The organism is Kitasatospora sp. NPDC029367 (genome assembly GCF_055569135.1).
In genome coordinates this window covers 80279-105533 of sequence record NZ_JBVHYH010000011.1, presented here as the reverse complement: position 1 = coordinate 105533, position 25255 = coordinate 80279, and the positions used below count along the sequence as shown (strand labels likewise).

At 73.8% G+C, this 25255-nt stretch carries 21 protein-coding genes; 4 read left to right on the top strand and 17 right to left on the bottom strand.

Going from position 1 to position 25255, the window contains the following annotated elements; all coding sequences use genetic code 11:
• The first annotated feature begins 167 nt into the window (after positions 1–167).
• A complete protein-coding gene (locus ACZ4W5_RS09125) occupies positions 168–1070 on the top strand; it encodes a sucrase ferredoxin (RefSeq protein ID WP_465653688.1) in 903 nt (300 codons plus the stop codon).
• Between the two features lie 58 nt (positions 1071–1128).
• Here ACZ4W5_RS09125 and ACZ4W5_RS09120 read toward each other — a convergent pair whose 3' ends face one another.
• From ACZ4W5_RS09120 to ACZ4W5_RS09110, 3 genes are read right to left on the bottom strand one after another with little or no spacing between them, the layout of a single operon-like run.
• On the bottom strand, positions 1129–2187 hold the full coding sequence (locus ACZ4W5_RS09120) for an ABC transporter substrate-binding protein (RefSeq protein WP_465653687.1): 1059 nt from the start codon (positions 2185–2187) through the stop codon (positions 1129–1131).
• 38 nt (positions 2188–2225) lie between these two features.
• Positions 2226–3107 (bottom strand): ABC transporter permease, encoded by an 882-nt coding sequence (locus tag ACZ4W5_RS09115; protein ID WP_360237584.1) that lies wholly within the window; start codon positions 3105–3107, stop codon positions 2226–2228.
• Positions 3097–3906: an ABC transporter ATP-binding protein gene (locus tag ACZ4W5_RS09110; RefSeq protein ID WP_465653686.1), complete on the bottom strand. Its 810-nt coding sequence runs from the start codon at positions 3904–3906 to the stop codon at positions 3097–3099. The genes ACZ4W5_RS09115 and ACZ4W5_RS09110 overlap by 11 nt, the downstream gene beginning before the upstream one ends.
• Positions 3907–4154: 248 nt before the next feature.
• On the opposite strand from ACZ4W5_RS09110, the gene ACZ4W5_RS09105 reads away from it, so the two are divergent.
• Together ACZ4W5_RS09105 and ACZ4W5_RS09100 are read left to right on the top strand one after the other, a co-directional pair.
• The gene (locus ACZ4W5_RS09105) at positions 4155–5747 is read left to right on the top strand and encodes an ATP-binding protein (RefSeq protein ID WP_465653685.1); all 1593 of its coding nucleotides are present in this window, start codon (positions 4155–4157) and stop codon (positions 5745–5747) included.
• Positions 5747–6433: a response regulator gene (locus tag ACZ4W5_RS09100; RefSeq protein ID WP_360237578.1), complete on the top strand. Its 687-nt coding sequence runs from the start codon at positions 5747–5749 to the stop codon at positions 6431–6433. Before ACZ4W5_RS09105 ends, ACZ4W5_RS09100 begins: the two co-directional genes overlap by 1 nt.
• 111 nt (positions 6434–6544) lie before the next feature.
• Here ACZ4W5_RS09100 and ACZ4W5_RS09095 read toward each other — a convergent pair whose 3' ends face one another.
• The 6 genes from ACZ4W5_RS09095 to ACZ4W5_RS09070 all read right to left on the bottom strand — a co-directional run bounded on the left by ACZ4W5_RS09095 (position 6545) and on the right by ACZ4W5_RS09070 (position 13649).
• Positions 6545–8221 carry a solute symporter family protein gene (locus ACZ4W5_RS09095; protein WP_360237575.1) on the bottom strand — a complete coding sequence of 559 codons (1677 nt, stop codon included), beginning with the start codon at positions 8219–8221 and terminating at the stop codon, positions 6545–6547.
• Positions 8218–8847, bottom strand: coding sequence for a DUF485 domain-containing protein (locus ACZ4W5_RS09090; RefSeq protein WP_465653684.1), 630 nt, complete (start codon positions 8845–8847; stop codon positions 8218–8220). The genes ACZ4W5_RS09095 and ACZ4W5_RS09090 overlap by 4 nt, the downstream gene beginning before the upstream one ends.
• A 128-nt stretch (positions 8848–8975) precedes the next feature.
• Positions 8976–9680, bottom strand: coding sequence for a response regulator transcription factor (locus tag ACZ4W5_RS09085; RefSeq protein WP_465653683.1), 705 nt, complete (start codon positions 9678–9680; stop codon positions 8976–8978).
• Positions 9677–10867 (bottom strand): sensor histidine kinase, encoded by a 1191-nt coding sequence (locus tag ACZ4W5_RS09080; protein WP_465653682.1) that lies wholly within the window; start codon positions 10865–10867, stop codon positions 9677–9679. Before ACZ4W5_RS09080 ends, ACZ4W5_RS09085 begins: the two co-directional genes overlap by 4 nt.
• Positions 10868–10897: 30 nt before the next feature.
• The gene (locus ACZ4W5_RS09075; protein ID WP_402489655.1) at positions 10898–11383 is read right to left on the bottom strand and encodes a DUF1453 domain-containing protein; all 486 of its coding nucleotides are present in this window, start codon (positions 11381–11383) and stop codon (positions 10898–10900) included.
• 154 nt (positions 11384–11537) lie between these two features.
• Entirely contained in the window at positions 11538–13649 is a 2112-nt protein-coding gene (locus ACZ4W5_RS09070) for a DNA gyrase/topoisomerase IV subunit B (protein ID WP_360237565.1), read from the bottom strand.
• 538 nt (positions 13650–14187) lie between these two features.
• Here ACZ4W5_RS09070 and ACZ4W5_RS09065 point away from each other — a divergent pair.
• Complete coding sequence (locus tag ACZ4W5_RS09065; RefSeq protein WP_360237563.1) at positions 14188–14421, top strand: DUF7455 domain-containing protein; 234 nt, start codon at positions 14188–14190, stop codon at positions 14419–14421.
• A gap of 218 nt (positions 14422–14639) precedes the next feature.
• On the opposite strand, the gene ACZ4W5_RS09060 is transcribed toward ACZ4W5_RS09065, so the two are convergent.
• The 8 genes from ACZ4W5_RS09060 to ACZ4W5_RS09025 all read right to left on the bottom strand — a co-directional run bounded on the left by ACZ4W5_RS09060 (position 14640) and on the right by ACZ4W5_RS09025 (position 25215).
• The gene (locus ACZ4W5_RS09060) at positions 14640–15578 is read right to left on the bottom strand and encodes a S1 family peptidase (protein ID WP_465653681.1); all 939 of its coding nucleotides are present in this window, start codon (positions 15576–15578) and stop codon (positions 14640–14642) included.
• Positions 15579–15799: 221 nt separating this feature from the next.
• Entirely contained in the window at positions 15800–17449 is a 1650-nt protein-coding gene (locus ACZ4W5_RS09055; RefSeq protein ID WP_402489660.1) for an RNA polymerase sigma factor, read from the bottom strand.
• A 489-nt stretch (positions 17450–17938) separates the two neighbouring features.
• Entirely contained in the window at positions 17939–18871 is a 933-nt protein-coding gene (locus ACZ4W5_RS09050) for a FadR/GntR family transcriptional regulator (RefSeq protein ID WP_360237557.1), read from the bottom strand.
• A 175-nt stretch (positions 18872–19046) separates the two neighbouring features.
• Complete coding sequence (locus tag ACZ4W5_RS09045; protein ID WP_465653680.1) at positions 19047–19952, bottom strand: hypothetical protein; 906 nt, start codon at positions 19950–19952, stop codon at positions 19047–19049.
• Between the two features lie 3 nt (positions 19953–19955).
• A complete protein-coding gene (locus tag ACZ4W5_RS09040) occupies positions 19956–21500 on the bottom strand; it encodes an ATP-binding cassette domain-containing protein (RefSeq protein ID WP_465653679.1) in 1545 nt (514 codons plus the stop codon).
• Between the two features lie 159 nt (positions 21501–21659).
• Positions 21660–21992, bottom strand: coding sequence for a hypothetical protein (locus tag ACZ4W5_RS09035; protein WP_360237551.1), 333 nt, complete (start codon positions 21990–21992; stop codon positions 21660–21662).
• Between the two features lie 197 nt (positions 21993–22189).
• On the bottom strand, positions 22190–22948 hold the full coding sequence (locus ACZ4W5_RS09030) for an NUDIX hydrolase (RefSeq protein WP_360237549.1): 759 nt from the start codon (positions 22946–22948) through the stop codon (positions 22190–22192).
• A 143-nt stretch (positions 22949–23091) separates the two neighbouring features.
• Positions 23092–25215 carry an amylo-alpha-1,6-glucosidase gene (locus ACZ4W5_RS09025; protein ID WP_465653703.1) on the bottom strand — a complete coding sequence of 708 codons (2124 nt, stop codon included), beginning with the start codon at positions 25213–25215 and terminating at the stop codon, positions 23092–23094.
• Positions 25216–25255: the final 40 nt, after the last annotated feature.

The following is a 25255-nucleotide window of genomic DNA, read 5'->3' as shown; positions in this document are numbered from 1 at the left end:
CCGTGCCGACCCCCGTGCTGACGGGAGCGGAGGGCGGGGTGCCTGCGGGCGCCCCGCCCTCCGGCGTGTCCGCGGCCGTCCCGCCCTCGGGTGGGAGGGCTCCGGGCCTGGTCGCGGGCGCTCCGCGACCCCCGGGCCGGGCCGCCGCCGGGGGTAGCCTTGCCCGGGTGAGCACCTGTGCGACCCTCTCGCGTGAACTTTCGGAGCCGTTGACCGCGACGGCGGCGGTGGCGACCACCTGGCTGCTGTTGGAGCAGAACGGCCCCTGGGGCGCGAAGGCCCTGGGCGAGAGCCACCTGGACGGGGCGGTCGGCCGCGCGCTGGAGGCCGCCGCCGCGGGTACCGGCGTACGGGTCGCCCTGATCCGGCGGCCCGGCCGGCACGCGGACTGCCTGCCGACGGCGCGGCACGAGGTGGTGGTGGCGCACGCGGTGCCGGGCCGGGGCTGGGTGCGCCGGGCGCAGGTGGCGGATCCGGCGGAGCTGCTGGAGCTGGACTTCGCGGCGCTGGGCGTCGGTGACCACAAGGGTTTCGGGCTGGAGCACGTCGGCGGCCCGCTGGCGCTGGTGTGCACCAACGGACGCCGGGACCGCTGCTGCGCGTTGCTGGGCCGTCCGCTGGCGGCGGAGCTGGCGGCGGCCGGGCACAGCGAGGTGTGGGAGGTCACCCACCTGGGCGGGCACCGCTTCGCCCCCACGATGCTGGTGCTGCCGTACGGCTACGCGTACGGGCGGCTGACGCCGGAGAGCGCCAAGGAGGTGCTGGCCGCGACGGCGGCCGGGCACATGGTGCCGGAGTGGTCGCGGGGCTGCTCGGGCTGGGAGCGGCCGGGCCAGGCGGCCGAGCACGCGGTGCGGCTGGCGATCGGCGAGACCGGGGTGGACGCGCTGACCGTGACGCAGCGGCCGGACGGCCCGGGCCGCTGGCTGGTGGGGGTGATCCACCGGGACGGCCGGGCCTGGGAGGTGGACGTGATCGAGTCGGTGAGCGAACCGGCGCGTCCGGAGAGCTGCGGCAAGGCGGCGGGGACGCCGTCGCGGATGGACGTGCTCTCCGTACGGGGGATCTGAGCAGCACGGCGGCCCCGCGCCCGTGGGGGTGGGCGCGGGACCGCCGCGGGCGGTGGGATCAGCCGGCCGCCTTGCCGACGAACTCCGTGGTGTACGTCCTGGACAGGTCGATCGTCCCCTCCTTGCCCTTGACGTCCGGGTGGAAGGCGGCGAGCACCGCGAGCACGGTCCTGGGCCCGTCGGCGGGCATCACCCCGTCGGTGGTGAACATCGGCAGGGTGGACTTGATGGCCGCCGCGTACTGCTCGGCGCCGCCCTGCGCGTAGTCGGCGGGCATCTTCGCGGCGATCTCCTCGGGGCTGTGGGTGGACATCCACTTGAGGGTCTTCACGAAGGCGTTGGTGAGCTTCTGGGTGGTGTCCTTGTTCTTCTCGACCCACTCGGTGCTCATGTAGAGCGAGGAGGACGGGTAGAGCCCGCCGAGTGCCTGGCGCGAGCCCTCGGGGGTGCGCATGTCGTAGAGGATCTTGCCGAGGCCCTTGTCCAGGACGGTGGCGACGGTCGGGTCGGTGGTCATCCCGGCGTCGATGCTGCCCTGCTGGAGGGCGGCGATGAAGGTCTGGCCGGCGCCGACCGCGATCGGGCTGAAGTCGCTGACGGAGGCACCGTTCTTGACCGCGAGGTACTTGGTGAGGAAGTCGGTGGAGGAGCCGATGCTGGTGACGCCGAGCTTCCTGCCCTTGAAGTCGGCGCCGGACCTGATGGCATCGGCCTGCTTGGTGGAGACCAGTTCGACCTCACCGGAGGCCTGGGCGAACTGGACCACGGACTCGACGTGCTTGCCCTTGGCCTGGAGGTCGATGGTGTGGTCGTAGAAGCCGACGGCGCCCTGGACGTCGCCGGCCAGCAGTGCGGTGGTGGCGTTGACGCCGGCCGGTTCGGTGAGCAGTTCGACGTTGACACCGGCCTCGGCGAAGTAGCCGAGCCGCTGGGCGAGCATCGCGGGCAGGTAGATGACCTTGTCCAGGCCGCCGACCATGATCTTGACCTTGGGGCCGTCGACCTGCTGCCCGGCCGGGGCGGCGCCGTGGGCGGAGGTGGCGGCGTCGTTGGCACAGGCGGTGAGCGGGAGCAGCAGGGCGGCAGCGGCGAGGGCGGCGGCAACGGATCTGCGCATCGTGGGGGAACCTCTCGGTACGTACGGGCGGGGGGAGTTCAGCGGCCGTCGCCCGCGTCGGCGGGCTTCCAGCGGAAGAGCCGCTTCTCGGCGAAGGTCAGCAGCCCCTCGGTGAGCAGCGCGACGACGGCGAGGATGGTCATGGCGGCGTACACCCCGGCCGCGTTGAAGGTGCCCTGGGCGGCGGCGACCAGCAGGCCGAGGCCCTTGGTGGCGCCGATGTACTCGCCGACGATCGCGCCGATCAGCGCGAAGCCGAAGCTGACGTGGAGGCTGGTGAAGATCCAGGTGGTGGCGGCGGGGATGACCACCTGGAGGGTGACCTTGCGGTTGTCGGCGCCCAGGATGCGGGCGTTGGCGACCAGGTTGCGGTCGACCTCGCGGGCGCCCTGGAAGGCGTTGAAGAACACCGGGAAGAACACCAGGACCACCGCGGAGGCGACCTTGGAGGCCGGGCCGAGGCCGAACCAGATCAGGAAGATCGGGGCGAGCACGATCCGCGGGATGGCGTTGAGGACCTTGATGTACGGCCCGAACACGTCGGCCAGGAAGCGGATCCGGCCGAGCGCGATGCCCAGCAGCACACCGCCGACCACGCCGATCACCCAGCCGGTGAGGGCCTCGTACAGGGTGTAGCCGATCTGCTCGCCGAGCGAGCCCTGGGCGGTGCCGTGGGTGGTCCACTGCCAGATCTGGTCCCAGATCCTGGACGGCTGCGAGAAGTTGAACGGGTCGATGACCTCGGTGCGGGCGCACACCTCCCACAGGCCGAGGAAGGCGACCAGCACCCCGATCCTGGCCGCGTAGACGGTCAACTTCCGGTTGCGGGCGGCCCGTTCGCGGGCCTCGGTCCTGGTGGTGGCGGCCGGGGGCGTCCCGGCGGCGGTCGAAGCGGTCTCGGACGCGGTCTCAAGCGGCACGACCCGCTCCTCTCTCCCGGGTGATGCGCACCTCTTCGCCGAGCGAGGCCCAGATCTCGCGGTACAGCTCGACGAACCTCGGTTCCAGCCGGACGGCCTCCACGGTGCGCGGTCGTGGCAGGTCGACGGTGAAGACCTCCTTGACGGTGGCCGGGCCGGCCGTCATCACGACGACCCGGTCGGCGAGCGCGATGGCCTCGTCCAGGTCGTGGGTGACGAACACGACCGAGGAGCCCGTACCGGCCCACAGCTCCAGCAGCTGGTCGGACATCAGGGCGCGGGTCTGCACGTCCAGCGCCGAGAACGGCTCGTCCATCAGCAGGATGGCCGGGTCGTTGACGAAGGTCTGGGCGAGCGCGACGCGCTTGCGCATGCCGCCGGACAGCTGGTGCGGGTAGCGGTCCTCGAAGGCGGCCAGGCCCACCCGGCCCAGCCAGTCCCGGGCCCGCTCCTTCGCCTCGGCGGCGGGCACGCCGCGGAAGCGCGGCCCGGCCATCACGTTGGACAGCACGGTGCGCCAGGGGAAGACGGCGTCCTGCTGGAAGACGAACCCGACCTGGGGGTCGATCCCGCGCACGGGCTCGCCGTACACCCGGACCTCGCCCTCGGTGGGCTCCTCCAGGCCGCTGACCAGGGTCAGCGTGGTGGACTTGCCGCAGCCGGTGGGGCCGACGACGGCGACGAACTCGCCCTGGGCGACGGTCAGATCGAGATCACGGACGGCGGTGTGCAGCGCACCGGAGGGGGTGCGGAAGCGTTTCGTCGCGCCGGTCAGCTCGATCGCCGGGGTATCGGTCATTCATTCCTCCCGGGTCAGTGCTTGCCCCGGAAAGGTAGGAGCGGGCCCGGCCCCGACGGGAGCCTTCTCCGCGTAGTGCGACTTCTCCGCATTGAGGGGTGTTCTGCTCCTTTTGCTTCCGCTACAACTGCGGGGACGTGGCTGACAGAAACACGTCGGAAACATAAGGTGTCCCGACCGCGCCCCTGCCGGACCCCGCCCCCGTGTCCGCGGGCCCCGTCACACCCAGCCGCCGAGAGGAGGCCCGGATGAAGCTCCCCCACTGGCCCCGCCGGGTCTTCGCCCAGCTCCTGCTGAGCCAGACCGTCGTCACCGTCGGCGTCACCGCCCTGACCGCCGGGCTGTTCCTGGCCCCGGTCAGCAGCGAACTGGACCACGACGCCATGCAGCGGGCGCTGTCCATCGCCCAGGCCACCGCCACCGACGAGGCCATCGCCCGGGCCGCCGACACCCGCGACGTCGTCACCGCGCAGCGCAACGCCGAGCAGATCCGGCTCGCCACCGGCGCCAGCTTCGTCGTGGTCACCGACCTGGACGGCATCCGCCTCTCGCACACCGACCCGGGCCGGATCGGCCAGCGGGTCAGCACCGACCCGGAGCCGGCGCTGGCCGGCCGCAGCGTCACCGCGATCCAGCAGGGCACCCTGGGCCGCACCGCCCGCGGCAAGGTGCCGCTGCGGACGGCGGACGGCCGGATCGTCGGCGAGGTGTCGGTCGGCATCAGCGACGACTCGATCCGCCGCCGGCTGCTCAAGATGCTCACCGGCATCCTGCTGTGCGCCGCCGCCGGCCTGAGCGCCGGCACCGTCGCCACCCTGGTCCTGGCCCGCCGGCTCAAGCGCCGCACCCACAACATCGCGCTGGCCGACATCTCCGCCCTGCTGGTCGAGCGCGAGGCGATGCTGCACGGCATCCGCGAGGGCCTGGTCGCGCTGGACGAACGGGGCCGGATCCGGCTGGCCAACGACGAGGCCCTGCGGCTGCTCGACCTGCCCGAGGACTGCACCGGCCACCCGATCGCCGCGGTGCTGCCGCCGGGCCGGCTGGCCGACGTACTGACCGGGCGGATCACCGGCACCGACCTGCCGGCCGTCCGGGACGACCGGGTGCTGGTGGTGAACCGGACGACCACCGCCGAGGGCGCCGTGGTGACGCTGCGCGACCGCACCGAGCTGGAGTCGCTGGTCCGGGAGCTGGACACCACCCGCAGCCTCACCGAGGCGCTGCGCGCCCAGGACCACGAGCACGCCAACCGGATGCACACCCTGCTCGGCCTGCTCGAACTCAGCCGCCACGAGCAGGCGATGGCCTTCATCTCGGAGCAGTCCGGTTCGCACGCCGTGGTCGCCGCACGGATCGCCGAACAGGTGCAGGACCCGCACGTGGCTGCGCTGCTGGCGGGCAAGACGGCGGTGGCCGGCGAACGCGGGGTGCGGCTGGTGCTCGCCCCGGCGGCGCACCTGCCGGACGCGGTGGTGGACGCCCGGGCGCTGGTGACGGTGCTCGGCAACCTGATCGACAACGCGGTGGACGCCCTGGTGCCCGGCGGGGGCGGGCGGCTGGAGGTGACGCTGGCGGCGGCCGGCTCCACCCTGCTGCTCCAGGTCGCGGACAGCGGCCCGGGCGTGCCGGAGGAACTGCGCGAGCAGGTCTTCGAGGAGGGGTGGACCAGCAAGGACGCGCCCGCGCACCGTCCGCGCGGGCTGGGCCTGGCGATGGTGCGGCGGCTGGTCGAACGGACCGGCGGCCGGATCGTGCTCGACACCGGCCCGCTCGGCGGCGCCCGGTTCACCGTCGAGCTGCCCGAGGCCCTGCTCACCACTCAGCTCGTGGAGGCCTGATGATCGACGTACTCGTGGTGGACGACGACTTCCGGGTCGCGGACGTGCACGCCGCCTACGTGGCCAAGGTGCCGGGCTTTCGGGTCACCGGCACCGCCCACTCGGCCGGGGAGGCCCTGGCCGCGCTGGAGCGCCGCCCGGTGGACCTCCTGCTGCTCGACCACCACCTGCCGGACGAGACCGGCCTGGCGCTGGTCCGCCGGCTGCGGGACCGCCAGGTGGCCTGCGACGTGATGATGGTGACCGCCGCCCGGGACGTCTCCACCGTGCACGCCGCGATGCAGCACGGCGCCCTGCAGTACCTGGTCAAGCCGTTCACCTTCGCCGGGCTGCGGGACAAGCTGGTCTCCTACGCCCAGCTGCGGCACGCGCTGGCCGCCCCGGCCCGGGAGGCCGGCCAGGACGAGGTGGACCGGCTGTTCGCCACCCTGCGCAGCGCCGCCGCGCCCGCCGGGACGCTGCCGAAGGGCCACTCGGCGCCCACCACCGACCTGGTGCTGGGCGTCCTGCGCCGGGCGGGGCGGCCGCTGTCCGCCCAGGAGGTCGCGGACGCCACCGGGCTGAGCCGCTCGACCGCCCAGCGCTACCTCAAGCAGCTGGAACGGGACAGCCGGCTGCGGCTGACCCTGCGCTACGGCGACACCGGCCGCCCCGAGCACCGCTACGGGCTGGCCGTCCGGGCCTGACCGCACCGGGGCGCCTCCAAGGGCTTGGCAAACGACGGACCCCCGACCGGCCCGGGAACGGCGGAACCCCGGCGGGCCCAGGTCCGCCGGGGTTCCCTCTGGTCACGGCGGCTACGCCGCCCCCGCACCGGTGAGGGCCCGCACCTCCAGCTCGGCGAAGCGGTCCGGGTCCGCCGGTTCGGGAGAGGTGAGCGTCCCGATCCAGCCCGCCAGGAAGCCGAGCGGGATGGAGACGATCCCGGGGTTCTCCAGCGGGAACCAGTGGAAGTCGACACCGGGGAACAGCGCCACCTTCGATCCGGAGACCACCGGCGAGAAGAACACCAGCACGATCGCCGGAACGAGCCCGCCGTACACCGACCAGACCGCCCCCCGGGCGGTGAACCGCGACCAGAACAGGCTGTACAGCAGCACCGGCAGATTCGAGGAGGCGGCCACCGCGAAGGCCAGGCCGACCAGGAAGGCGACGTTCAGCTGCTGGGCGTAGAGGCTGATCACGATCGCCGCCGCGCCGATCCCGCCGGCCGCGAACCGGGCCACCACCACCTCCTGCTGCTCGCTCGGCTTCTCCGCGGTGCGCTCCGTGCCGCGCCGGCCCGGCCGGTTCCGCCAGGCACCGGCCCAGATGTCGTGGGCGAAGGCAGCGGAGGAGGCCAGGGTCAGCCCGGCGACCACGGCGAGGATGGTGGCGAAGGCGATCGCCGAGATCAGCGCGAACAGCACCACCCCGCCGGTGCTGCCGTTGCCGCCGCCGAGCACCAGGGCGAGCAGCGGGACGGCGGTGTTCCCGGCCGCGTTGGCGTGCCGCACCTCCGCGGAGCCGACCAGCGCGGTGGCGCCCAGGCCGAGCGCGATGGCCATCAGGTAGAAGCCGCCGACCAGGCCGATCGCCCACATCGTGGAGCGGCGGGCGGCCCGTGCGGTGGGCACCGTGTAGAAGCGGGACAGGATGTGCGGCAGCCCGGCGGTGCCGAGCACCAGGGCCAGTCCCAGGCTGAAGAAGTCCAGCCGGCTGGTGAAGGTGGCGCCGTACTTGAGCCCGGGTTCGAGGTAGCGCTGACCGGCGCCGCTGTGCCGGGCGGCCTGGCGCATCAGCTCGAACAGGTCGCCGTGGAAGCGGACCACCAGCAGCACGGTGAGCAGCACCGATCCGGCGATCAGCAGGAAGGCCTTGACGATCTGGATCCAGGTGGTGGCCCGCATCCCGCCGATGGTGACGTAGACGATCATCAGCGCGCCGACCGCGATGATCGTCCAGGTCCGGGCCTGAGCGCTGTTGGTACCGAGCAGCAGGGCGACCAGCGAGCCCGCGCCGACCATCTGGGCGACCAGGTAGAGCAGGGTGACCACGACGCTGGCGCCACCGGCCGCCGCCCGTACCCGGCGGCGGCGCAGCCGCAGCGCGAGCACGTCGGCGAGGGTGTACCGGCCCGCGTTGCGGACGAGTTCGGCGACCAGCATCAGCACGACCAGCCAGGCGACCAGGAAGCCGATGCTGTAGAGCACGCCGTCGTAGCCGTACAGGGCGATCAGCCCGGCGACGCCGAGGAAGGAGGCGGCGGACAGGTAGTCGCCGGAGAGCGCGAAGCCGTTCTGCAGCGGGGTGAAGTCGCGTCCGCCGGCGTAGAAGTCCTCGGCGGCGCTGCCCTGGCGGCCGACCCAGAGGGTGATCCCCAGGGTGACCAGGACGATCACGGCGAACAGCACGATCGCCAGGCCGTGGTGCTGACCGGCCGGGGCGACGGGGGGCGGGGTGGCGGTGGTCAGCACGCCGGTGGTGGCGGTCATCGCAGCTGGTCCTGGGTGTCCCAGCGCAGGCCCAGGGCGGCGCGGTCGCGCTTGGTCCGGGCGTTGCGGGCGTAGAGCCAGGTGAGCAGGAAGGTAGAAGCGAACTGGAGCAGGCCCAGCACCCAGGCCACGTTGAGCGGGCCGGCCACCGGGCTGCGCATCACGCCGGGCGCGGCGGCCTCGGCGGCGACGTACATCAGGTACCAGCCGAGGAAGGCGCCGCTGGTCGGGAAGACGAACGAGCGGTAGCTGCGGCGGATGTCCTGGAAGGCCGCACTGGCCTGGACGCTCCGGTAGACCTCGGTGCTGTCGGTGGTGCTCACGGCCACTGCCGGCGCCTGCGGCACCACGGGCGGGGCCGACGGCGCGGCCACGGCCGGTACCAGCGGCGGTACGGCGGGTGGCGCGACCGGCCGCGCGGCGCGGGGCGGGGCGGGCGGCGCGGCCACCGGCTCGGGCGCGGCGGCCGACCGGGCGGCGGCCGGACGGGTGGGAACCGGCTGGCCCGGTACGGCCGTTCGGCGGGGGGCGGCAGTCGGCTCGGACGCAGTGGCGGCGGCCGCCGGAGCGGCCCACCAGTCGAATCGCTGCCCCTGGCCGGGACTGCTGGTCTGCTGCTGTGGCACTGCTGCTCCTGGGCGCGGGCCGGGCGTTCTGACCCGAACCATCATGGAGCCCGCCGGACACCGTCCCTGACCATCGCAGATACGTTCACTCAATGAGGTGATCGATCATCTGACGGACACTCATCCGACTACTGCTGCGTACCGGTGATTCCGTGCCGGAAGGCGTACGCGACCGCCTGCGCGCGGTCCCGCACCGCGGTCTTGGCGAACAGGTTGTTGATGTGCGTCTTCACCGTCGCCTGGCTGACGAACAGCCGCTGGGCGATCTCCGCGTTGGAGAGCCCCTCGGCGATCAGCGCGAGCACCTCGGCCTCCCGCACCGTCAACCCGTCCGGCAGCTCGCCGCCCCTGGCGGCCGACCGCTCCGGGCTCGGCGCGCTCGGCGTCGCGGACTTCGCCGGGCCCTCCGAAAGCCGCTCCAGCAGACGGAGTTGGACCTGCGGGGAGAGTCCGGCCGCACCCGCGCGGACGTCCGCGATGGCCTTGGCGATCTGCTCGCCCCCGGCGTCCTTGGTGAGGTAGCCGCGCGCCCCGGCCTGCAGCGCCGGGAACAGCGACTCGTCGTCGGCGTAGGTGGTGAGCACCACGACCTCGGTCCCCGGGTGGGCGGCCCGGATCCGCCGGGTCGCCTCGACGCCGTCCATCCGCGGCATCCGCAGATCCATCAGCACCACGTCCGGGTGGTGCCGCTCCACCAGGGTGACGGCCTCCTCCCCGTCCGCCGCCGCGCCGACCACCTCGATGCCGGGCAGCAGGCCCAGCAGCATCACGATGCCCTCGCGCACCACCGTCTGGTCGTCCGCCACCAGCACCCTGATGGCCCCGCCGTTCATGCCGGCACCCGCAGCAACACCCGCCACCCTCCGTCCTCCGGACCCGCCAGCAGGGCGCCGCCGAGCAGTTCCGCGCGTTCGCGCATCCCCAGCAGACCGTACCCGCTGCCGCTCTCGGCCAGTTCACCGTCGGCCAGCTCACCGTCGGACAGCTCACCCGTCGACTGGCCGCGCGGTGCCCGGGTGTTGCGTACCTCCAGCTCCACCACGCCGTCCAGGTAGCGCAGTTCGACCGAGCAGCGGGCGCCCGGCGCGTGCTTGCGGACGTTGGTCACCGCCTCCTGTGCCGTACGCCGCACCGCCAGCCCGGCCTCGGCGGCCAGCGGCCGGGGCGTCCCGGTCACGGTGAGCGCGGCCCGCTCGCGCTCGGCCAGCTCCACCAGGAACTCCCCGACCGGGGTGAGCTCCCCGCGCAGCGCCGACAGCGCCTGCCGGGTCTCGACCAGCCCGTCCTGGGCCATCCGCCGGGCGGCCACGACCCGTTCACGGACCTGCGCGCGGTCCGCGCCGGCGTCCAGCATCAGCCGGGCCGCCTCCAGGTGGACCAGCTGCGCGGAGAGGCTGTGGGCCAGCACGTCGTGGATCTCCCGGGCGATCCGGGCCCGTTCGGCGAGCGCCGCGCTCTCCGCCTCGGCGGCCCGCACGGCGCGCTCCTGGACCAGCAGCCGACGGGCGGTGCCGCGGGCCTCGATGTCCAGCCGCAGCAGGAAGCCGACCAGCAGCGAACCCCCGACGGTGGCGGCCACGCTGAGCCAACTCGCCGGGGAGGCCGCCGTGTACGAGGCCAGCGCGGCCGCCGCGGTGAGCAGTGCGGGCGCGGGCGGCAGCCGGATCAGGGCTGTGACGGCCAGCCCGATCCAGAGGAAGTCGGCCAGCGTGTAGGCCAGTCCCCGGTTGGCGAGCCAGCCGGCGCCGATCAGGGCCGCGCTCAGCAGATAGGAGGCCGCCGGGTGCTGTTCCCGGGTGGCCCGCAGGTACACCGCGCAGAGGGCGACGGCCGCGACCAGCCCGGCCGCCGCGGCCGCCACCGCCCAGCCGGCGTACTTGCCGCCGGAGAAGGTCCCCCAGCCGATGACGACCACCAGGACGACCCGGCCGAACAGGGTGAGGACCCGCCGCGGTCGGCTCTCGGCCTCGCGCTCCAGCCCCTCCCGGGACTGCCAGCGGGTCCAGTACCACCCGGGCAAGACTGCCTCCTCGGTGCTCACGGCGGCGGATCAGTTCAGTACGGCGGTGGCCCGCGCGGGCTCCAGCGACCGGGCCCTCCAGTTGACCACGAGCGAGCGGACCAGCAGCAGGACCGCCATGCCGAGCATCAGCGAGCTGCCCGCCTGGTGGACGCCCAGGGCCGAGCCGGCCGCGTACAGGCCGATCCGGACGACGATCATGCCGCCCCAGGCGGCCAGGGTGGCCTTGGTGCCCTTGACCATGACGTTGCCGTCGGCGGCCCGCCAGATCCGGACGGTCCAGCCCCAGACCGTCCCCATCGCGAGGGTGGTGACCAGCCCGGCGGCGAGCAGGACGCCCGACAGCACGGTGTGCTGGTGGTCGATGACCTGCGGGTCGCGCAGCGCGAGCACGCCCAGGACCAGCGGGAGCAGCCAGAAGCGGCGTTCGGTGTCCAGTCGCTGGACGCGCATCTGGCGTCCGACGACCAGAACCACCACCGCGGCGATCACGAGGAGGTTGGCGAGGGATCCCATCGGATTCTCCGTCCCGGGAGAGGCGTGTTGCTGACCTCTCCGACGCTACGGATCCGGCGCTCCCCGCTGATCGGAGCCGGGGTGGACCCCGGGTGGAACCGACGGTGCGGGGGCCCTCCACCCGTGGGTGGAGGGCCCCCGTCGTCCGGCCGCGTCAGGCGTCGATGCGCGAGCGGTCCAGAGTGGCCGCCGAGTCCACGATGAACTCCTTGCGCGGGGCGACGTCGTTGCCCATCAGCAGGTCGAAGATCTTCTCGGCCTGCTCCAGGTCGCCCAGGTTGATCCGGCGCAGGGTGCGGTGGCGCGGGTCCATGGTGGTCTCGGCCAGCTGGTCGGCGTCCATCTCGCCCAGACCCTTGTACCGCTGCACCGGCTCCTTCCACCGCTGCCCCTTGCGCTGGAACTCCAGCAGGGTGGAGCGCAGCTCGGCGTCGGAGTAGGTGTAGTGGTACTTCTCCTGGCCGCGCTTGGGGTTGGTGAGCTCGATCCGGTGCAGCGGCGGGACGGCGGCGAAGACCCGGCCCTGCTCGACCATCGGCCGCATGTAGCGGTGGAAGAGGGTCAGCAGCAGGGTGCGGATGTGCGAGCCGTCGACGTCGGCGTCGGCCATGAAGATCACCCGGCCGTACCGGGCCTGGTCGATGTCGAAGGTGCGGCCCGAGCCGGCCCCTATCACCTGGATGATCGCGGCGCACTCGGCGTTCTTGAGCATGTCGCTCACCGAGGCCTTCTGCACGTTGAGGATCTTGCCGCGGATCGGCAGCAGCGCCTGGAACTCGGAGTTGCGGGCGAGCTTGGCGGTGCCGAGGGCGGAGTCGCCCTCGACGATGAACAGTTCGCTGCGGTCGACGTCGTCGCTGCGGCAGTCGGCCAGCTTGGCGGGCAGCGAACTGGTCTCCAGCGCGGTCTTGCGGCGCTGGGCCTCCTTGTGCTGCCGGGCGGCGACCCGGGTGCGGGCGGCGGCGACGACCTTCTCCAGCACGGCCCGGGCCTGCTGCTTCTGGTCCTTCTTGGCCGAGGTGAGGAAGGCCTTGAGCTCCTTGGCGACGACGGCCGCGACGATCCGGTTGGCCGCCGAGGTGCCGAGCACCTCCTTGGTCTGGCCCTCGAACTGCGGCTCGGCGAGCCGGACGGTGACCACGGCGGTGAGGCCCTCGGTGGCGTCGTCCTTGGTGATGTCGTCCTCGGCGACGCGCAGCAGCTTGGCGCCGCGCAGCGCCTCGTTGACGGTCTTGGCCAGCGAGCGCTCGAACCCGGTGACGTGGGTGCCGCCCTTGGGGGTGGCGATGATGTTGACGAAGGAGCGCAGGGTGGTGTCGTAGCCGGTGCCCCAGCGCAGCGCGATGTCCACGCCGAGGTGGCGGGTCACCTCGGTGGGGGTCATGTGGCCGAGCTCGTCCAGGACCGGCACGGTCTCCTTGAAGGTGCCCTCGCCCTGCAGGCGCACCACGTCGCTGACCGGCTTGTCGGGGGCCAGGAACTCGCAGAACTCGGCGATGCCGCCGTCGTAGTGGAAGACCGACTCCTCGACCTGCTCGCTCTCGGTGAGCCGCTCGTCACGCACGACGATGGTCAGGCCGGGGACGAGGAAGGCCGTCTGCCGGGCGCGGTTGTGCAGGTTCTCCAGGGAGAGCTTGGCGTCCTTGAGGAAGATCTGCCGGTCGGCCCAGTAGCGGATCCGGGTGCCGGTGCGGGTCTTGGGCACCTTGCGGGTCCTGGTGGTGCCGTTGGCGGGCTCGAAGGGCGCGTCCGGGCTGGCCTCGGTGAAGATGCCGGGAGTACCGCGGCGGAAGCTGATCGCGTGGGTGTGGCCGCCGCGGTCGACCTCGACGTCCAGCCGCGCGGAGAGCGCGTTGACGACCGAGGCGCCGACGCCGTGCAGACCGCCGGAGGCCGCGTACGAGCCGCCGCCGAACTTGCCGCCTGCGTGCAGCTTGGTCATCACGACCTCGACGCCGGACAGCCCGGTCTTGGGCTCGACGTCCACCGGGATGCCGCGGCCGTTGTCGCGGACCTCCACCGAGGAGTCCGGGTGCAGCAGCACCTCGATCCGGTCGCAGTAGCCGCCCAGCGCCTCGTCCACCGAGTTGTCGATGATCTCCCAGAGGCAGTGCATCAGGCCGCGGCTGTCGGTGGAGCCGATGTACATGCCGGGTCGCTTGCGGACGGCCTCCAGGCCCTCCAGGACGAGCAGGTGCCGCGCGGTGTAGTTGGAACCGTCGTCGCCGGCCAGCAGCGCGGACGGCACGGTCGTTTCGGCACTCACGCGGCACTCTCCTCGGTGAAGTTCTGTCTCATCGGTCACATCCGGACGCATCCGGACCAACCGCCAGTGCAGCACGCCGCACCGACAGTCGTCGCTCTGTGTGCTCGCGCCCCTGCGACGGGTGCACAGCACGGCGGGCCGGCCCCGCGCAGCTTGTACGCGCTGCGCGAACAAGGATCGCGCCCGGGCGTGGGTCCCGGGGGCGCCATCTCCTCCCGGTACCACCGGTCCTGGCGGATCGTGGGGTCCGGCACAGGCTCCGGAACTGCCGTTATGCAGGCTACCCGGGCCCGGGACGGGGCTTATGCTCCAACCCGGCAGAGGATTATGCTACGCGGACCTCGAACCCCGTCCCGATCGGACGTTCGAGCGCAGGGCGGATCCCGGGATTCGGCACGCATGAACCACCGACGCCCGGGGCACCTCCTCATCAACACAGCAGAATCCTCAGAGAAGAAAAGCCACGAGCGGGAACGTTTTCGGCCTGGTTGGATGTTGACCCTGGTACGACAGCTCGTCGAGCTAGAGAAGAGGCGACGTGACTACTGTTCTGACACCTGCGAGCCCGCTCACCGCGGCTGACCGCTGCGACCGATGCGGCGCCCAGGCCTACCTGCGCGTCGTACTCGCCAGCGGCGGAGAGCTGCTCTTCTGCGCCCACCACGGCCGGAAGTTCGAGCCCGAGCTCAAGAAGATCGCCGTGGAGATACAGGACGAGAGCGGCCGTCTCAGCACCGGCACCACCGCGGCGGCCACCGACGAGGAGCGCTGATCCCAGGCGCCACCATCAGCAGCCAGCGTCGAGCTGTGTCCGGCCGCGCACCGCGCGCGACCGGGGAGCCGGGTGGTCGACCCCTTCGGGGGCCGACCACCCGGCTTCGCTGTTCTCCCGACCGTTCCCCCTCGTTCGCCGCCGCCCGGACCACGGGGCGCCCCGGCCCCGGCCGAAACGGCGTCAGAACGTCACCGCCCCATCACCCTCGGCGATGATCAGAGCGCGGAGCGCACCGCGTCCGTGACCGAGGACACCCTGGTGTAGACCCCGGGGTGGGCCGCCTCGGCGCAGCCCGTCCCCCAGGAGACCAGCCCGACCAGTCGGCCGGCCACGATCAGCGGGCCGCCGCTGTCGCCCTGGCAGGCGTCCTTGCCACCCTTCTCCTCCCCCGCGCAGACCATCCCGCGGGCGTCGAACTTGCCCTCCGGCCCGCCCGGGTAGGCGTGGGCGCAGGTCTGGTCGGCGACGATCGGCACGTCCACCCGGCGCAGCACCGGCGAGTAGTCGCCGCGCCCGCTGGTGTCGCCCCAGCCGTAGACCTGCGCCGCCGTCCCGGCCGCGTACGGCGCGCTCTCGCCCTGGCCGACCAGCTCGACCACCGGCCGGGAGCCCTGCGACGTGTCCAGGGTGAGCACCGCGACGTCGTTCATGTTCGCGGCGAAGTTGTAGTCGGGGTGGATCCAGATCCGCTGGACGGCCACCTCGTGGCCGGCCGAGCCGCGCATGTCGTCCCGGCCGACGATCACCTTGAGCCCCGGGCGGTCGACCCGGCCCTTGGCCTCGTCGTAGAAGCAGTGCGCGGCCGTCACCACCTTGGTCGGGGTGACCAGCGCGCCCCCGCAGAACTGGCCGGAGCGCCCGCTGCCGAACTGCTGGCGGCTGGCCAGCGCCACGATCCACGGGTGGTCGGCGGTGCTCACGGTGGCGCCCCCGACGACCCGGCGCTGCGCCTCCGCCGGGCCGGCCGCACCGAGCGCCGACAGCGGCACCGGAACGGCGGCGAGCAGCGCCAGCAGCGCGCCCCGTCGCCGCAGGCGGCGGCCGGTCCGGGCGGCGGCCGGGACGGCGGCCGGAACTGCGGCCGGGGCGACGGCCCGGTCGCTCCGGCGCGGGACGGGGGTCGGCAGATCGGCTCGGTCCGGGACGGTCAGCACCGTGACTCCACAAGGCTCGGCAGCAGGCAACCGGCACAGCGTAGGTGATCGACTACACTGGGCGACCACTTCCCGACGTGCCGCCACCCGGACGAGCGACAAGCGCCACCCGGACGCTGACGCACCGCCCCCGAACGGCCCGAAGGCCCGGAACCGTGGGGTTCCGGGCCTTCGTCACGTACTGCCGCCAGCCGGGCCTGCCGACCGGTCGTTGCCGCCGATCAGTCCAGGTAGTCGCGCAGCACCTGGGAGCGGGACGGGTGGCGCAGCTTCGACATGGTCTTCGACTCGATCTGGCGGATGCGCTCACGGGTGACCCCGTACACCTTGCCGATCTCGTCGAGCGTCTTCGGCTGGCCGTCGGTCAGGCCGAAGCGCATCGAGACCACGCCGGCCTCGCGCTCGGACAGGGTGTCCAGCACCGAGTGCAGCTGCTCCTGGAGCAGGGTGAAGGAGACCGCGTCGGCCGGGACGACCGCCTCGGAGTCCTCGATCAGGTCACCGAACTCGCTGTCGCCGTCCTCGCCGAGCGGGGTGTGCAGCGAGATCGGCTCGCGGCCGTACTTCTGGACCTCGATGACCTTCTCGGGGGTCATGTCGAGTTCCTTGGCCAGCTCCTCCGGGGTGGGCTCGCGGCCCAGGTCCTGGAGCATCTGGCGCTGGACGCGGGCCAGCTTGTTGATGACCTCGACCATGTGCACCGGGATGCGGATGGTGCGGGCCTGGTCGGCCATGGCGCGGGTGATCGCCTGGCGGATCCACCAGGTGGCGTAGGTCGAGAACTTGTAGCCCTTGGTGTAGTCGAACTTCTCGACCGCACGGATCAGACCGAGGTTGCCCTCCTGGATCAGGTCCAGGAACAGCATGCCGCGACCGGTGTAGCGCTTGGCCAGCGAGACCACCAGGCGGAGGTTGGCCTCCAGCAGGTGATTCTTGGCCCGGCGGCCGTCCTCGGCGATGATCTCCAGCTCGCGCTTGAGCTTGGGGGCGAGCTTGTCGGCAGCCGAGAGCTTGTCCTCGGCGAACAGGCCGGCCTCGATGCGCTTGGCGAGCTCGACCTCCTGCTCGGCGTTGAGCAGCGGGACCTTGCCGATCTGCTTGAGGTAGTCCTTGACCGGGTCGGCGGTGGCACCGGCGACGGCGACCTGCTGGGCCGGCGCGTCGTCCTCGTCGTCGTCGGAGAGGACGAAGCCCTGCGACTCCTCCTCGGGCTCCGCCTCCTCGCCCGCCTTGTCGCCGGGCAGCGCGACGTCCTCGAGCAGCTCCTCCTCGCCGATGAGCTCCTCGTCGCCCTTGCCGGCCTTGGCGCTGGTGGTCTTCTTGGCGGCGGTCTTCTTGGCGGGCGCGGCGGTCTTCTTGGCCGCGGCCTTCTTGGCCGGTGCGGCCTTCTTCGCCGCAACGGCCTTCACCTCGGTGACGACCGTGGTCGTCTCCACGACGGTGATGTCGGCGGACACGGTGGGGGCGGGCGCCGCGGCGGCGGCGACGGCCGGAGCCGCGACGGGAGCGCCGGGGGCGATCCGCACGGGCGGCTTGGTCGGGGCCGACGGAGCGGCCGGGGTCCGGGTGGTGACAGCCTTGGTGGCGGTGCGCTTGGTGGGGCTCTTGGCGGCAACGCTCTTGCGCTTGGCGCCGGCCGGCTCGGCCGCGCTGACCATGAGGTCCACGCCCTCCTCAATCAGCACCTGATTGAGGCTGCGCATGACGTTCTTCCACTTGGTGACCGGGATCTGGTCCGCCTCGAACGCCTGGCGCACGTCGTCACCGGCGATCTGCCCCTGGGCCTTGCCCCGCTCGATGAGCGCCAGCAGAGCCGCGGACTCGGCGATCTCGGGGGGAAGCGAACGGGATGTGCTGGCCGACACGAACAACCTCTCGGACGATGAGTGGACTCGAACCCGTACCGGCCGCCCGAGCGGGCGGGGAAGGAGATCGCGCGTCGGACGCGCGGTGTCGATTCCGACCGACTCGGGCTTGAGGACTGGGTTTGCAGGACGGCAGCAGCGCCGCGGACCAACACAGCATTCTGACATGTTGGAGTATTCCGGAGCTGCTTCCGCTCAGGACACATCGCTGCTACTCGTCAAGTGTTACGCATGGCCTTGGTGTCGCGGGTCACACCGTTCGGTGCCCTCGACCCCGGGCCGGTCATCCATCATCGCGCACTCGCGCCGGAGTTGATTGTCATGCTCGGGGCAGTGGCGGTGCACGGGCAGAACTCGGGCGGCGCACGGGCAGAACACGGGCGGCGCACGGGCGTCCACGCGAAGGCCCTCCGGTTGCGCCGCGTGGTGCGGCGGCCGGAGGGCCCTGGCGGAGCGGCCCGCACCCGGCGGGCCCGCTCGCGGAGAACAGCCCGCTCAGTGCTCCCGGGGAGCGGGGACGGAGGGCTCCAGCTCGGGGTGGACGGTGAGCAGCGCGCGCATCGCGGCCTCACCCGCGGTGCCGTCGCCGGTGCCCAGCGCGTCCACCAGCCGGGCGTGCAGGTTGACCGAGGACTCGGAGGGCCGCTCACAGGAGATGGTCGGACCGCCCGAGACCTGCAGCGCGCAGGAGACGATCCCGGACAGGTGCTCCAGCATCCGGTTGCCGGCCATCTGCAGGACCAGCCCGTGCAGCTCGGCGTCGGCCCGGGTGTAGGTGGACAGGTCGGCCTGGGCGGCGGCGTGGCCCATGATCTCGACCAGCTCGACCAGCCGCTGCTGGACGTCCTCCCGGCCGTGGCCGGCGGCGAGCCGGGCGGCCAGCGGCTCGATCGCCCAGCGGAGCTCGAACAGCTCCCGGCGCTGCTCGTCCCGCTGCGGCCCGAAGGCCCGCCACTCGATGATGTCCGGGTCCAGCAGGTTCCAGTCGCTGACCGGGCGGACCCGGGTGCCGACGTTCGGGCGGGCGCTGACCAGGCCCTTGGCCTCCAGCACGCGCAGCGACTCGCGGACGACGGTCCGGGACACCTCGAACCGCTGGCCGATCTCCTCGGGCACGAGCGGACGGTCGGCGCCGAGGTCGCCGGAGACGATCATCTGGCCGAGCTGCTGGACCAGCTGGCCGTGCAGGCCGCGACCACGGCTGCTGGTGGTCTTGCGGCCGACCCGGCCGATGTCGGACTCGGCGCCCTCCCAACGGGGCGCCGGCGGCGTCGGCCGGTCGGCGTACGAGAAGCGGTCCAGGTCGCCGGGGCCGTGGATCGGCCCGTCGGCGGAACGGGCGGGGGTCATGGTGGGGTGCGCAAGGGTACTCACGCCTCCTTTGTCGGCGATCGGCAGGCGCAGCTTGAGAATTCTCGTGAAAAGCACACGAAAGGGTGATCGACCGTGACTGGATAATTGACTTCTTATCAGGAAGAACCGCGCATTGCGGTCACTGCTGGTCGATCTTGGTGGTTCGGGACGGCGCACCACCCCGGGACGGGCGGTGCCGGTCCACGGGGTGGGGCATCGGGGTGGGGCATTGGGGTGGGCGCCGGGTGGGTCAGAGCGCGCGGCGGCGGGCCTGGACGAGCAGGGCGGCCAGCAGCAGGGCCCCCGCAGGGGCTGCGACCGCCGCGAGCAGCGCCGGGTCCGTCAACGCCCCGCCCCCGGCCGCCGCCTCGCGCGTTCCGCCGTACACCCAGCCGTAGGCCCACTCGACGCCGGACTGGAAGGGCAGCAGCTCCGCCGCCCGGGTCGGCCACGGACGGCCGGTGCGCCGCAGCAGCAGGGCGACACCGGACTCCAGCAGCGGCGGCAGCGCGCACAGCAGCAGCACCCCGGCGGCGGCGCTGCGGGTCAGCGAGGCGGTCAGCACACCGGTCCAGGCGGCCACCACGGTCAGCAGGACGAAGGCCAGCAGCGCGGCCGGCACCCCGTGCCCGATCGCCGGGGCCAGCGGGGCGAACAGGCCCGGCAGGCCGGCCGGCCCGCCCAGCCCGACGGCGCCCAGCGCCGCGGACGCGCCGCCGGACAGCGCGCCCGGATCGGTCCGGGCCGCCACCGTCACGCCGTCCGGCAGCGCGAGGTGCACGGCCACCAGGTCGACCAGCAGGGTGGCCAGCGCCAGCAGCGCCGCCACCGGGCCGACCACCAGCAGCTTGGCCAGCAGCAGCCGCACCCGGCGCCCGTACGCCACCTGCGAGGCCGCCAGCCCCGGGTGACGCACCTCGTGGCCGTACGAGAGCGCGCCCAGCACACCGGCGCCGAGCGCCGCGAAGGGCAGCAGGATCAGCGGGACGGCGGCGGTCAGCAGTCGCACCCCGGCCGGGCCGCCCAGCGGGCCGGGCGGGGCCTGGCTCGCCAGGACGGCGGCCACGACCGCGTCGCAGAGCAGGACGGCGGCGAGCAGCAGCCAGGTGGAACGCAGGCCGCGCAGGCGGCGCAGCTCGTAGGCCAGGACACGCACGGTTCACTCGCTCCGGTGGTCGTCGGGGGTGGCGGGGGCCGCAGGGGTCGCGGGGGCGGCGGAGGCGGCGGGGCTGTTGCCGGGGGTGACCCGGCCGAGGCGGACGGTGTCGTCGGTGAGCAGGTCGGCGCCGCTCCCGATGGCGGGCCGCGGCTCGGGCGTGCGCACGGTCACGGGCTCGGTCTGGGTCACTGCCTCGGCCACGGAGGCGGTCGCGGCCGCGGAGGCGGAGGCGGTGCGGACCGGCTCGGCGAGGGGCTCGGGGGCCTGGGCGGGCCGGTCGCGGAAGAGCCGCTCCACGGCGACGGTGGGGGCGGACGCGGGGGTCGGCTTCCGGGTGGTGGCGGCGAGGACGGGCAGGGCGGCCGTCACGGCGGCGACCGGGAGCGCCCTGGTGCTCCGGACCGCGTCCTCGCGGGAACGGCCCTCCGAGGCGGGCTCCGGCACAGCGGCTCCGGGGAGCACGGGCTCGCCCGGGGTGGGGTCGGCGGCGGTGGGGTCGGCGGCGGGCCGATGGACCGGGCCGGGGCCGGGCTCGGGGCCGGGCTCGGGGCTCGACGCAGGGCTCGACTCGGGGCCGGGTCGCGGGGCCTCGGCGCCGGTCCCCGCCTCCGGCTGGAGAAGGAGCCGACCCGAGCGGCCGGAGGCCGTCGGCAGGGCGGCGCGGGGCACCGGCTGCTCGACCACCCGGTCGGCCAGCTCGTGCAACAGGATCCCGTGGCGGTAGGCGAGTTCACCGATCTCGGTGCGGTCGATGCCCGCCACCGCGATCCCCGCGCCGCCGTCCCGGCGAACCTCGGCGCCCTGACTGACCAACAGATCCGCGAGCCGTGCCATCTGCGGCCCCCGGACGGCCACTTCGGGGCTCAGCCTGGTCCGGCAGAACTCCGCCACCGGCTGGTCGGCCAGCATCCGGCCGCGGTCCAGGGTCACCACCCGGTCCGCCAGGTGGGCCGCCTCCTGCGGGGTGCGGGTGGTCACCAGCACGGTTCCGCCCGCGACGGCGAAGGAGCGCAGGAAGGAGTGGAACCACTCGACGTTGCGCGGGGACAGGCCCTCAGTCGGCGCGTCCAGCAGCAAGGTGCCGGGATCGCCGAGCAACGCGGCCGCCAGCGAGAGGCGGCGGTGCATCCCCGGGGAGAAGGTGCGCAGCCGCTGTCCGGCGACGGCGGCCAGCCGGGTCTGCTCCAGCAGCTCGTCGACCCGACGGGTCGGGACGCCGACCGCCGCGGCCAGCATCCGCAGGTGCCCGCGCGCCTTGCGGCCCGGGTTCCCGGCCACCGCCGCGGCCCCTTCCCCGGGGCCCGGCAGCAGCACACCGATCTCGCGCTCGGGGCGGCGGATCCGGCGGTAGGTGCGGCCCTCGAAGAGCGTGATGCCCTGGCCCCGTTCGAGTTCGAGCATCAGCCGCAGCGCCGTGGACTTGCCCGCCCCCTCGTCGCCGAGCAGTGCGGTCACCATCCCGGGCCGGGCGTCGAAGGTCAGATCGAGCACCGCGGGCGGGGCGCCCTTGCGATGGACCTTGGTCAGTCCGGTGATCTGGATCATCGCTGGCTGCTCCCATGCCCTCGGTCGACCTGCTCGACGCCAGCACATTAGGGGTCAGCGCCGCCGATTCCGGGCATTACCGAACCGCCACGGGCCCACCGACTGCCCACCTCACCCGATCAGGGGACAATCCGATCCTGCGATTCACCGGGGCGGCGGCTACGACGGGCCGCCGGCTTTGCCCCTTCCCGGGTCGGCGGCCGGAGCATCGGTGGTCAGGAATTCCGCGGCACCGGGCGGCAGTGGCTGGCCGACGCACTCCCCCTGGTACTCCTCGACGGCGGTCTTGCCCGCGACGGCGATCTGGGCCAGCTGCTCCTGCTCCGCGCTCAGCCGCTCCTCCGCGGAGGCGATGGCCTGCGGGTCGGCGTGAGCGGCCTTGAGGGCGGCCAGCTGCTTCTCGGTGCGGTCGGTAGCGGCGGTGAGGTTCTTGAACTCCTCCACGCGGCTCTCGATGATGCGTCGCTGCCGGGCACAGTCGTCGATGGCCATCAGGGGGCTCCCACGGTTCGAAGGCCTCCGGTCCGGTGCCCGGAGCGTCCACGGCCACTGTGCGCCGGTGGCGCCGCACCGGCCTCCGGGCCTGGGCCGTTCGGCGACCGCGGAAGGAAGCGGGGCGGGGCGGGGGCAGGGGTGAGCCGGGTCCGGGGGGAGCCGGGTCCGGAGTGGCCGGTCGGGGTCGTCGGGGCTCAGGAATCGGGGCGGAGCATCGGCGGGTTGAGGACGGTCGCCCCGCCGGCGGTGAAGAGCTGCGCCGGGCGACCGCCCTGACGAGTGGTCGTGCCCCCGGAGGGAAGGAGGAAACCGGGAGTGCCGGTGACCTTGCGGTGGAAGTTGCGCGGGTCGAGGGCGACGCCCCAGACGGCCTCGTAGACGCGGCGCAGCTCGCCCACGGTGAACTCGGTCGGGCAGAAGGCGGTGGCCAGGGAGGAGTACTCGATCTTGGAGCGGGCGCGCTCCACACCGTCGGCGAGGATCAGGCCGTGGTCGAAGGCCAGCGGAACTCCGTCGGCCGGGCTCCCGCCGAGGAGTTCGCCGACCGGCGCCCAGCGGGCGCTGCTGGCGTCACCGCCGGCCCGGGGGGTCGGGAGGTCGGGGGCGAGCACCAGGTAGGCGACGCTGACCACGCGCATCCGGGGGTCGCGCTGCGGGTGGCCGTAGGTGGCGAGCTGCTCCAGGTGGGCACCGGCCGCGCCGGGGCCGACCGCCTCGTGGCCGGGGGCGGAGTGGGCGCGCAGGCCGGTCTCCTCGGCCAGCTCGCGGGAGGCCGCCTCGGCCAGGCCCTCGTCCGGCCGGACGAAGCCGCCGGGCAGCGCCCAGTACCCCTGGTAGGGCGGCTCACCCCGTCTGACCAGCAGGGCGCAGAGCGAGTGGTCGCGCACCGTCAGAACCACCAGGTCAACCGTGACAGCGAACGGGGGGAAGGCCGACGGATCGTAGCGCGACATGGCGACGATCATAGTCGTCTCTCTGACGATAAGCACAGGCCCGTGCGCGGAGCGCACAGCCACCGCACCCCCGGTCGTCCGACACGGTTCGCGCACGGGCGGACCCGGCGAACGGGCCCAGCGGGTGGTGGCAGGGGCTGGTGTCAGCGGGCGACCAGTTGCAGGTGCGCGGAAGCCTCCTCCACCATCGCCACTCCGATCCGGCTCACCCGCACCGAGAAGGGCTCCCCCGCCACCCGCAGGCCGGTCAGTTCGAGTTCGCCGAGCGGGGCGGTGCTGGCCGGGCGGACCAGGACCCGGCCGCCGGGGACGTCCGGCCGGACTCCGGCGAGTGCGAACACCGCGTGAACGGCTCCGGCCGCGGAGACCGCCGCCGGGCGGCAGGCGGCCGGGTGCGGCACCGGTGGGCAGCCGGGGGTGCGCTGCTCGCCCGCGTACATCTCCGGTAGCCGTCCCTCGAAGTGGGCGGAGGCGGCGAGCAGGCCCTCCAGGAGGGCGCCGGCCTCGTTCTCGTGGCCGGCCTCAGCGAGCCCGGCGATCGCCAGCGCGGTCTCGTGGATCCGCACCGCGCCGCCGCGGTGGCCCAGCGGGTTGAAGCGGGGCGACTTGGCACTGAGGGTACGCAGGCCCCAGCCGCTGTCCAGCTCGGGCGCGACCAGCCGCTGGGCGAGCAGCCGGGTGTGCTCGCGGTCCAGCAGGCTCTCGTGCCGGCCGCCGTCGGCGGCGAGCCCGGTGTCGAGCAGGTGCACCAGGGAGGCGGCGACGGCGGGCAGCGGCTGGCCGCCCGGGGCCAGCCCGGCGGCGGGGCGGCCGCCGGAGAGGTCGTCGATCCAGAACCGCTCGCGGAAGCGTCCGCGCAGTTCGGCGGCCCAGGCCCGCCATTCCCCGGCGCCCGGCCTGCCGAAGGCCTCCAGCAGCTCGGCGCCGTGCAGGGCGGCGCGGTGGGCCTGCGCCTGCACCTCGGCGCGGGCGGCGACCGGCTGGGCGGCGCGGTCCTCCGCCGGGCGGCCGAGGTCGGTGACGAAGCCGTCGACCAGGCCCTCGCGCAGGGCGGCCAGGGCCCGCTCGGCGGACGGGAGCAGCTCGACCACCTCCGCCCGGGGCAGCCCCCAGCGCCAGGCCTCGGCCAGCACCGTGACGAACAGCAGGGTGGCCTCGGTGGCCGTGCAGGTGGGCGGCAGCTCGGGGCCGCCGTGCCGCAGGGCCCCGGGGAACAGGCCCTCGGTGCGTCCGGGGGCGGGGGCGAGCTGCTGGCGGCGGGCCAGCGCGCGCAGGGTGCCGGCCGCGAGCCGGGTGCCGAGCGGGAGGGTCAGCCGGGCGGCCCAGAGCGCGTCGGCCGGGGCGAGTCCGAAGCGCCAGGGCGCGCCGGAGGCCGGGTAGAGGTCGGTCGGGCGGTCCGGGTCGGCGAACAGCAGCCCGCCGAGGGCGTCCAGGGAACGGTCGACCAGCAGCGTGGCGCGCGGGTCGTCGCTGCGCACCTCCGGTTCGGCCCAGGGCAGCGGGACGCCGGTGCCGCGCCCGCCCGGCGGGCGCGGGCCGCCGGGGACGCTCTCCAGTTCGGCCCGCAGCTCGACCGACCAGCGGGCGCCGGGCTGGACCTCCAAGTCCCAGCGGAGCACCCCGGCCCCGGCGAGGACGGCGTGCGGCGAGGGCTTGGCCCCGACCACGGCGCTGTGCACCGGGCCGGACCAGCGCAGCCCGGCGGACTGCACCTGGCCGGGCAGGTCGGGCGGGCGGTGCCCGGCGGCGATCTCGGCGACCGGGCCCAGGTCGGTGCCGAGGGCGATCTCCAGCGGCAGCCGGGCGGGCCGGGCTCCGGTGTTGCGCACCGTGACGGTCTCCACGCCGTCCGCGTGGCGCAGCCGCTCGACCGTGAGCGCTGGGTCCGGGTCGAGATCGCCGGGGAGGCGGACCGCGCCGAGGAAGCGGGCCTGGGCGGCGCTGGTCAGGGTGCCCTGGAGTGGCAGCGGCTCCATCCCTCCCAGCCGCAGCTCCATCCGGGCCAGCACCCGGACGCCGTTGCGGTAGAAGCCGTGCAGACCGTGGCCGCGCAGCTGGCCGTCCGGCCCGGAGGCGGCCATCGCCGGGGCGTTGACGCAGAGCAGCACGTGGTGGACGGCCGGGGGCTGGGGGCGCGGCGGGGCCGCCGGCCGGCCGGAGCCGACGGGTGCGCCTGCGGGCCCGGCCGCCGGGAACTGGTCGGGACGGCCGACCGGTCTGGGCGCGCCGACCACGCTCTCGGCCGGCATGGCCTGCAGTGGCCTCATGGCGGTCACCGGACTCTCCTCCCCTCGGCGGTCCGGTGGC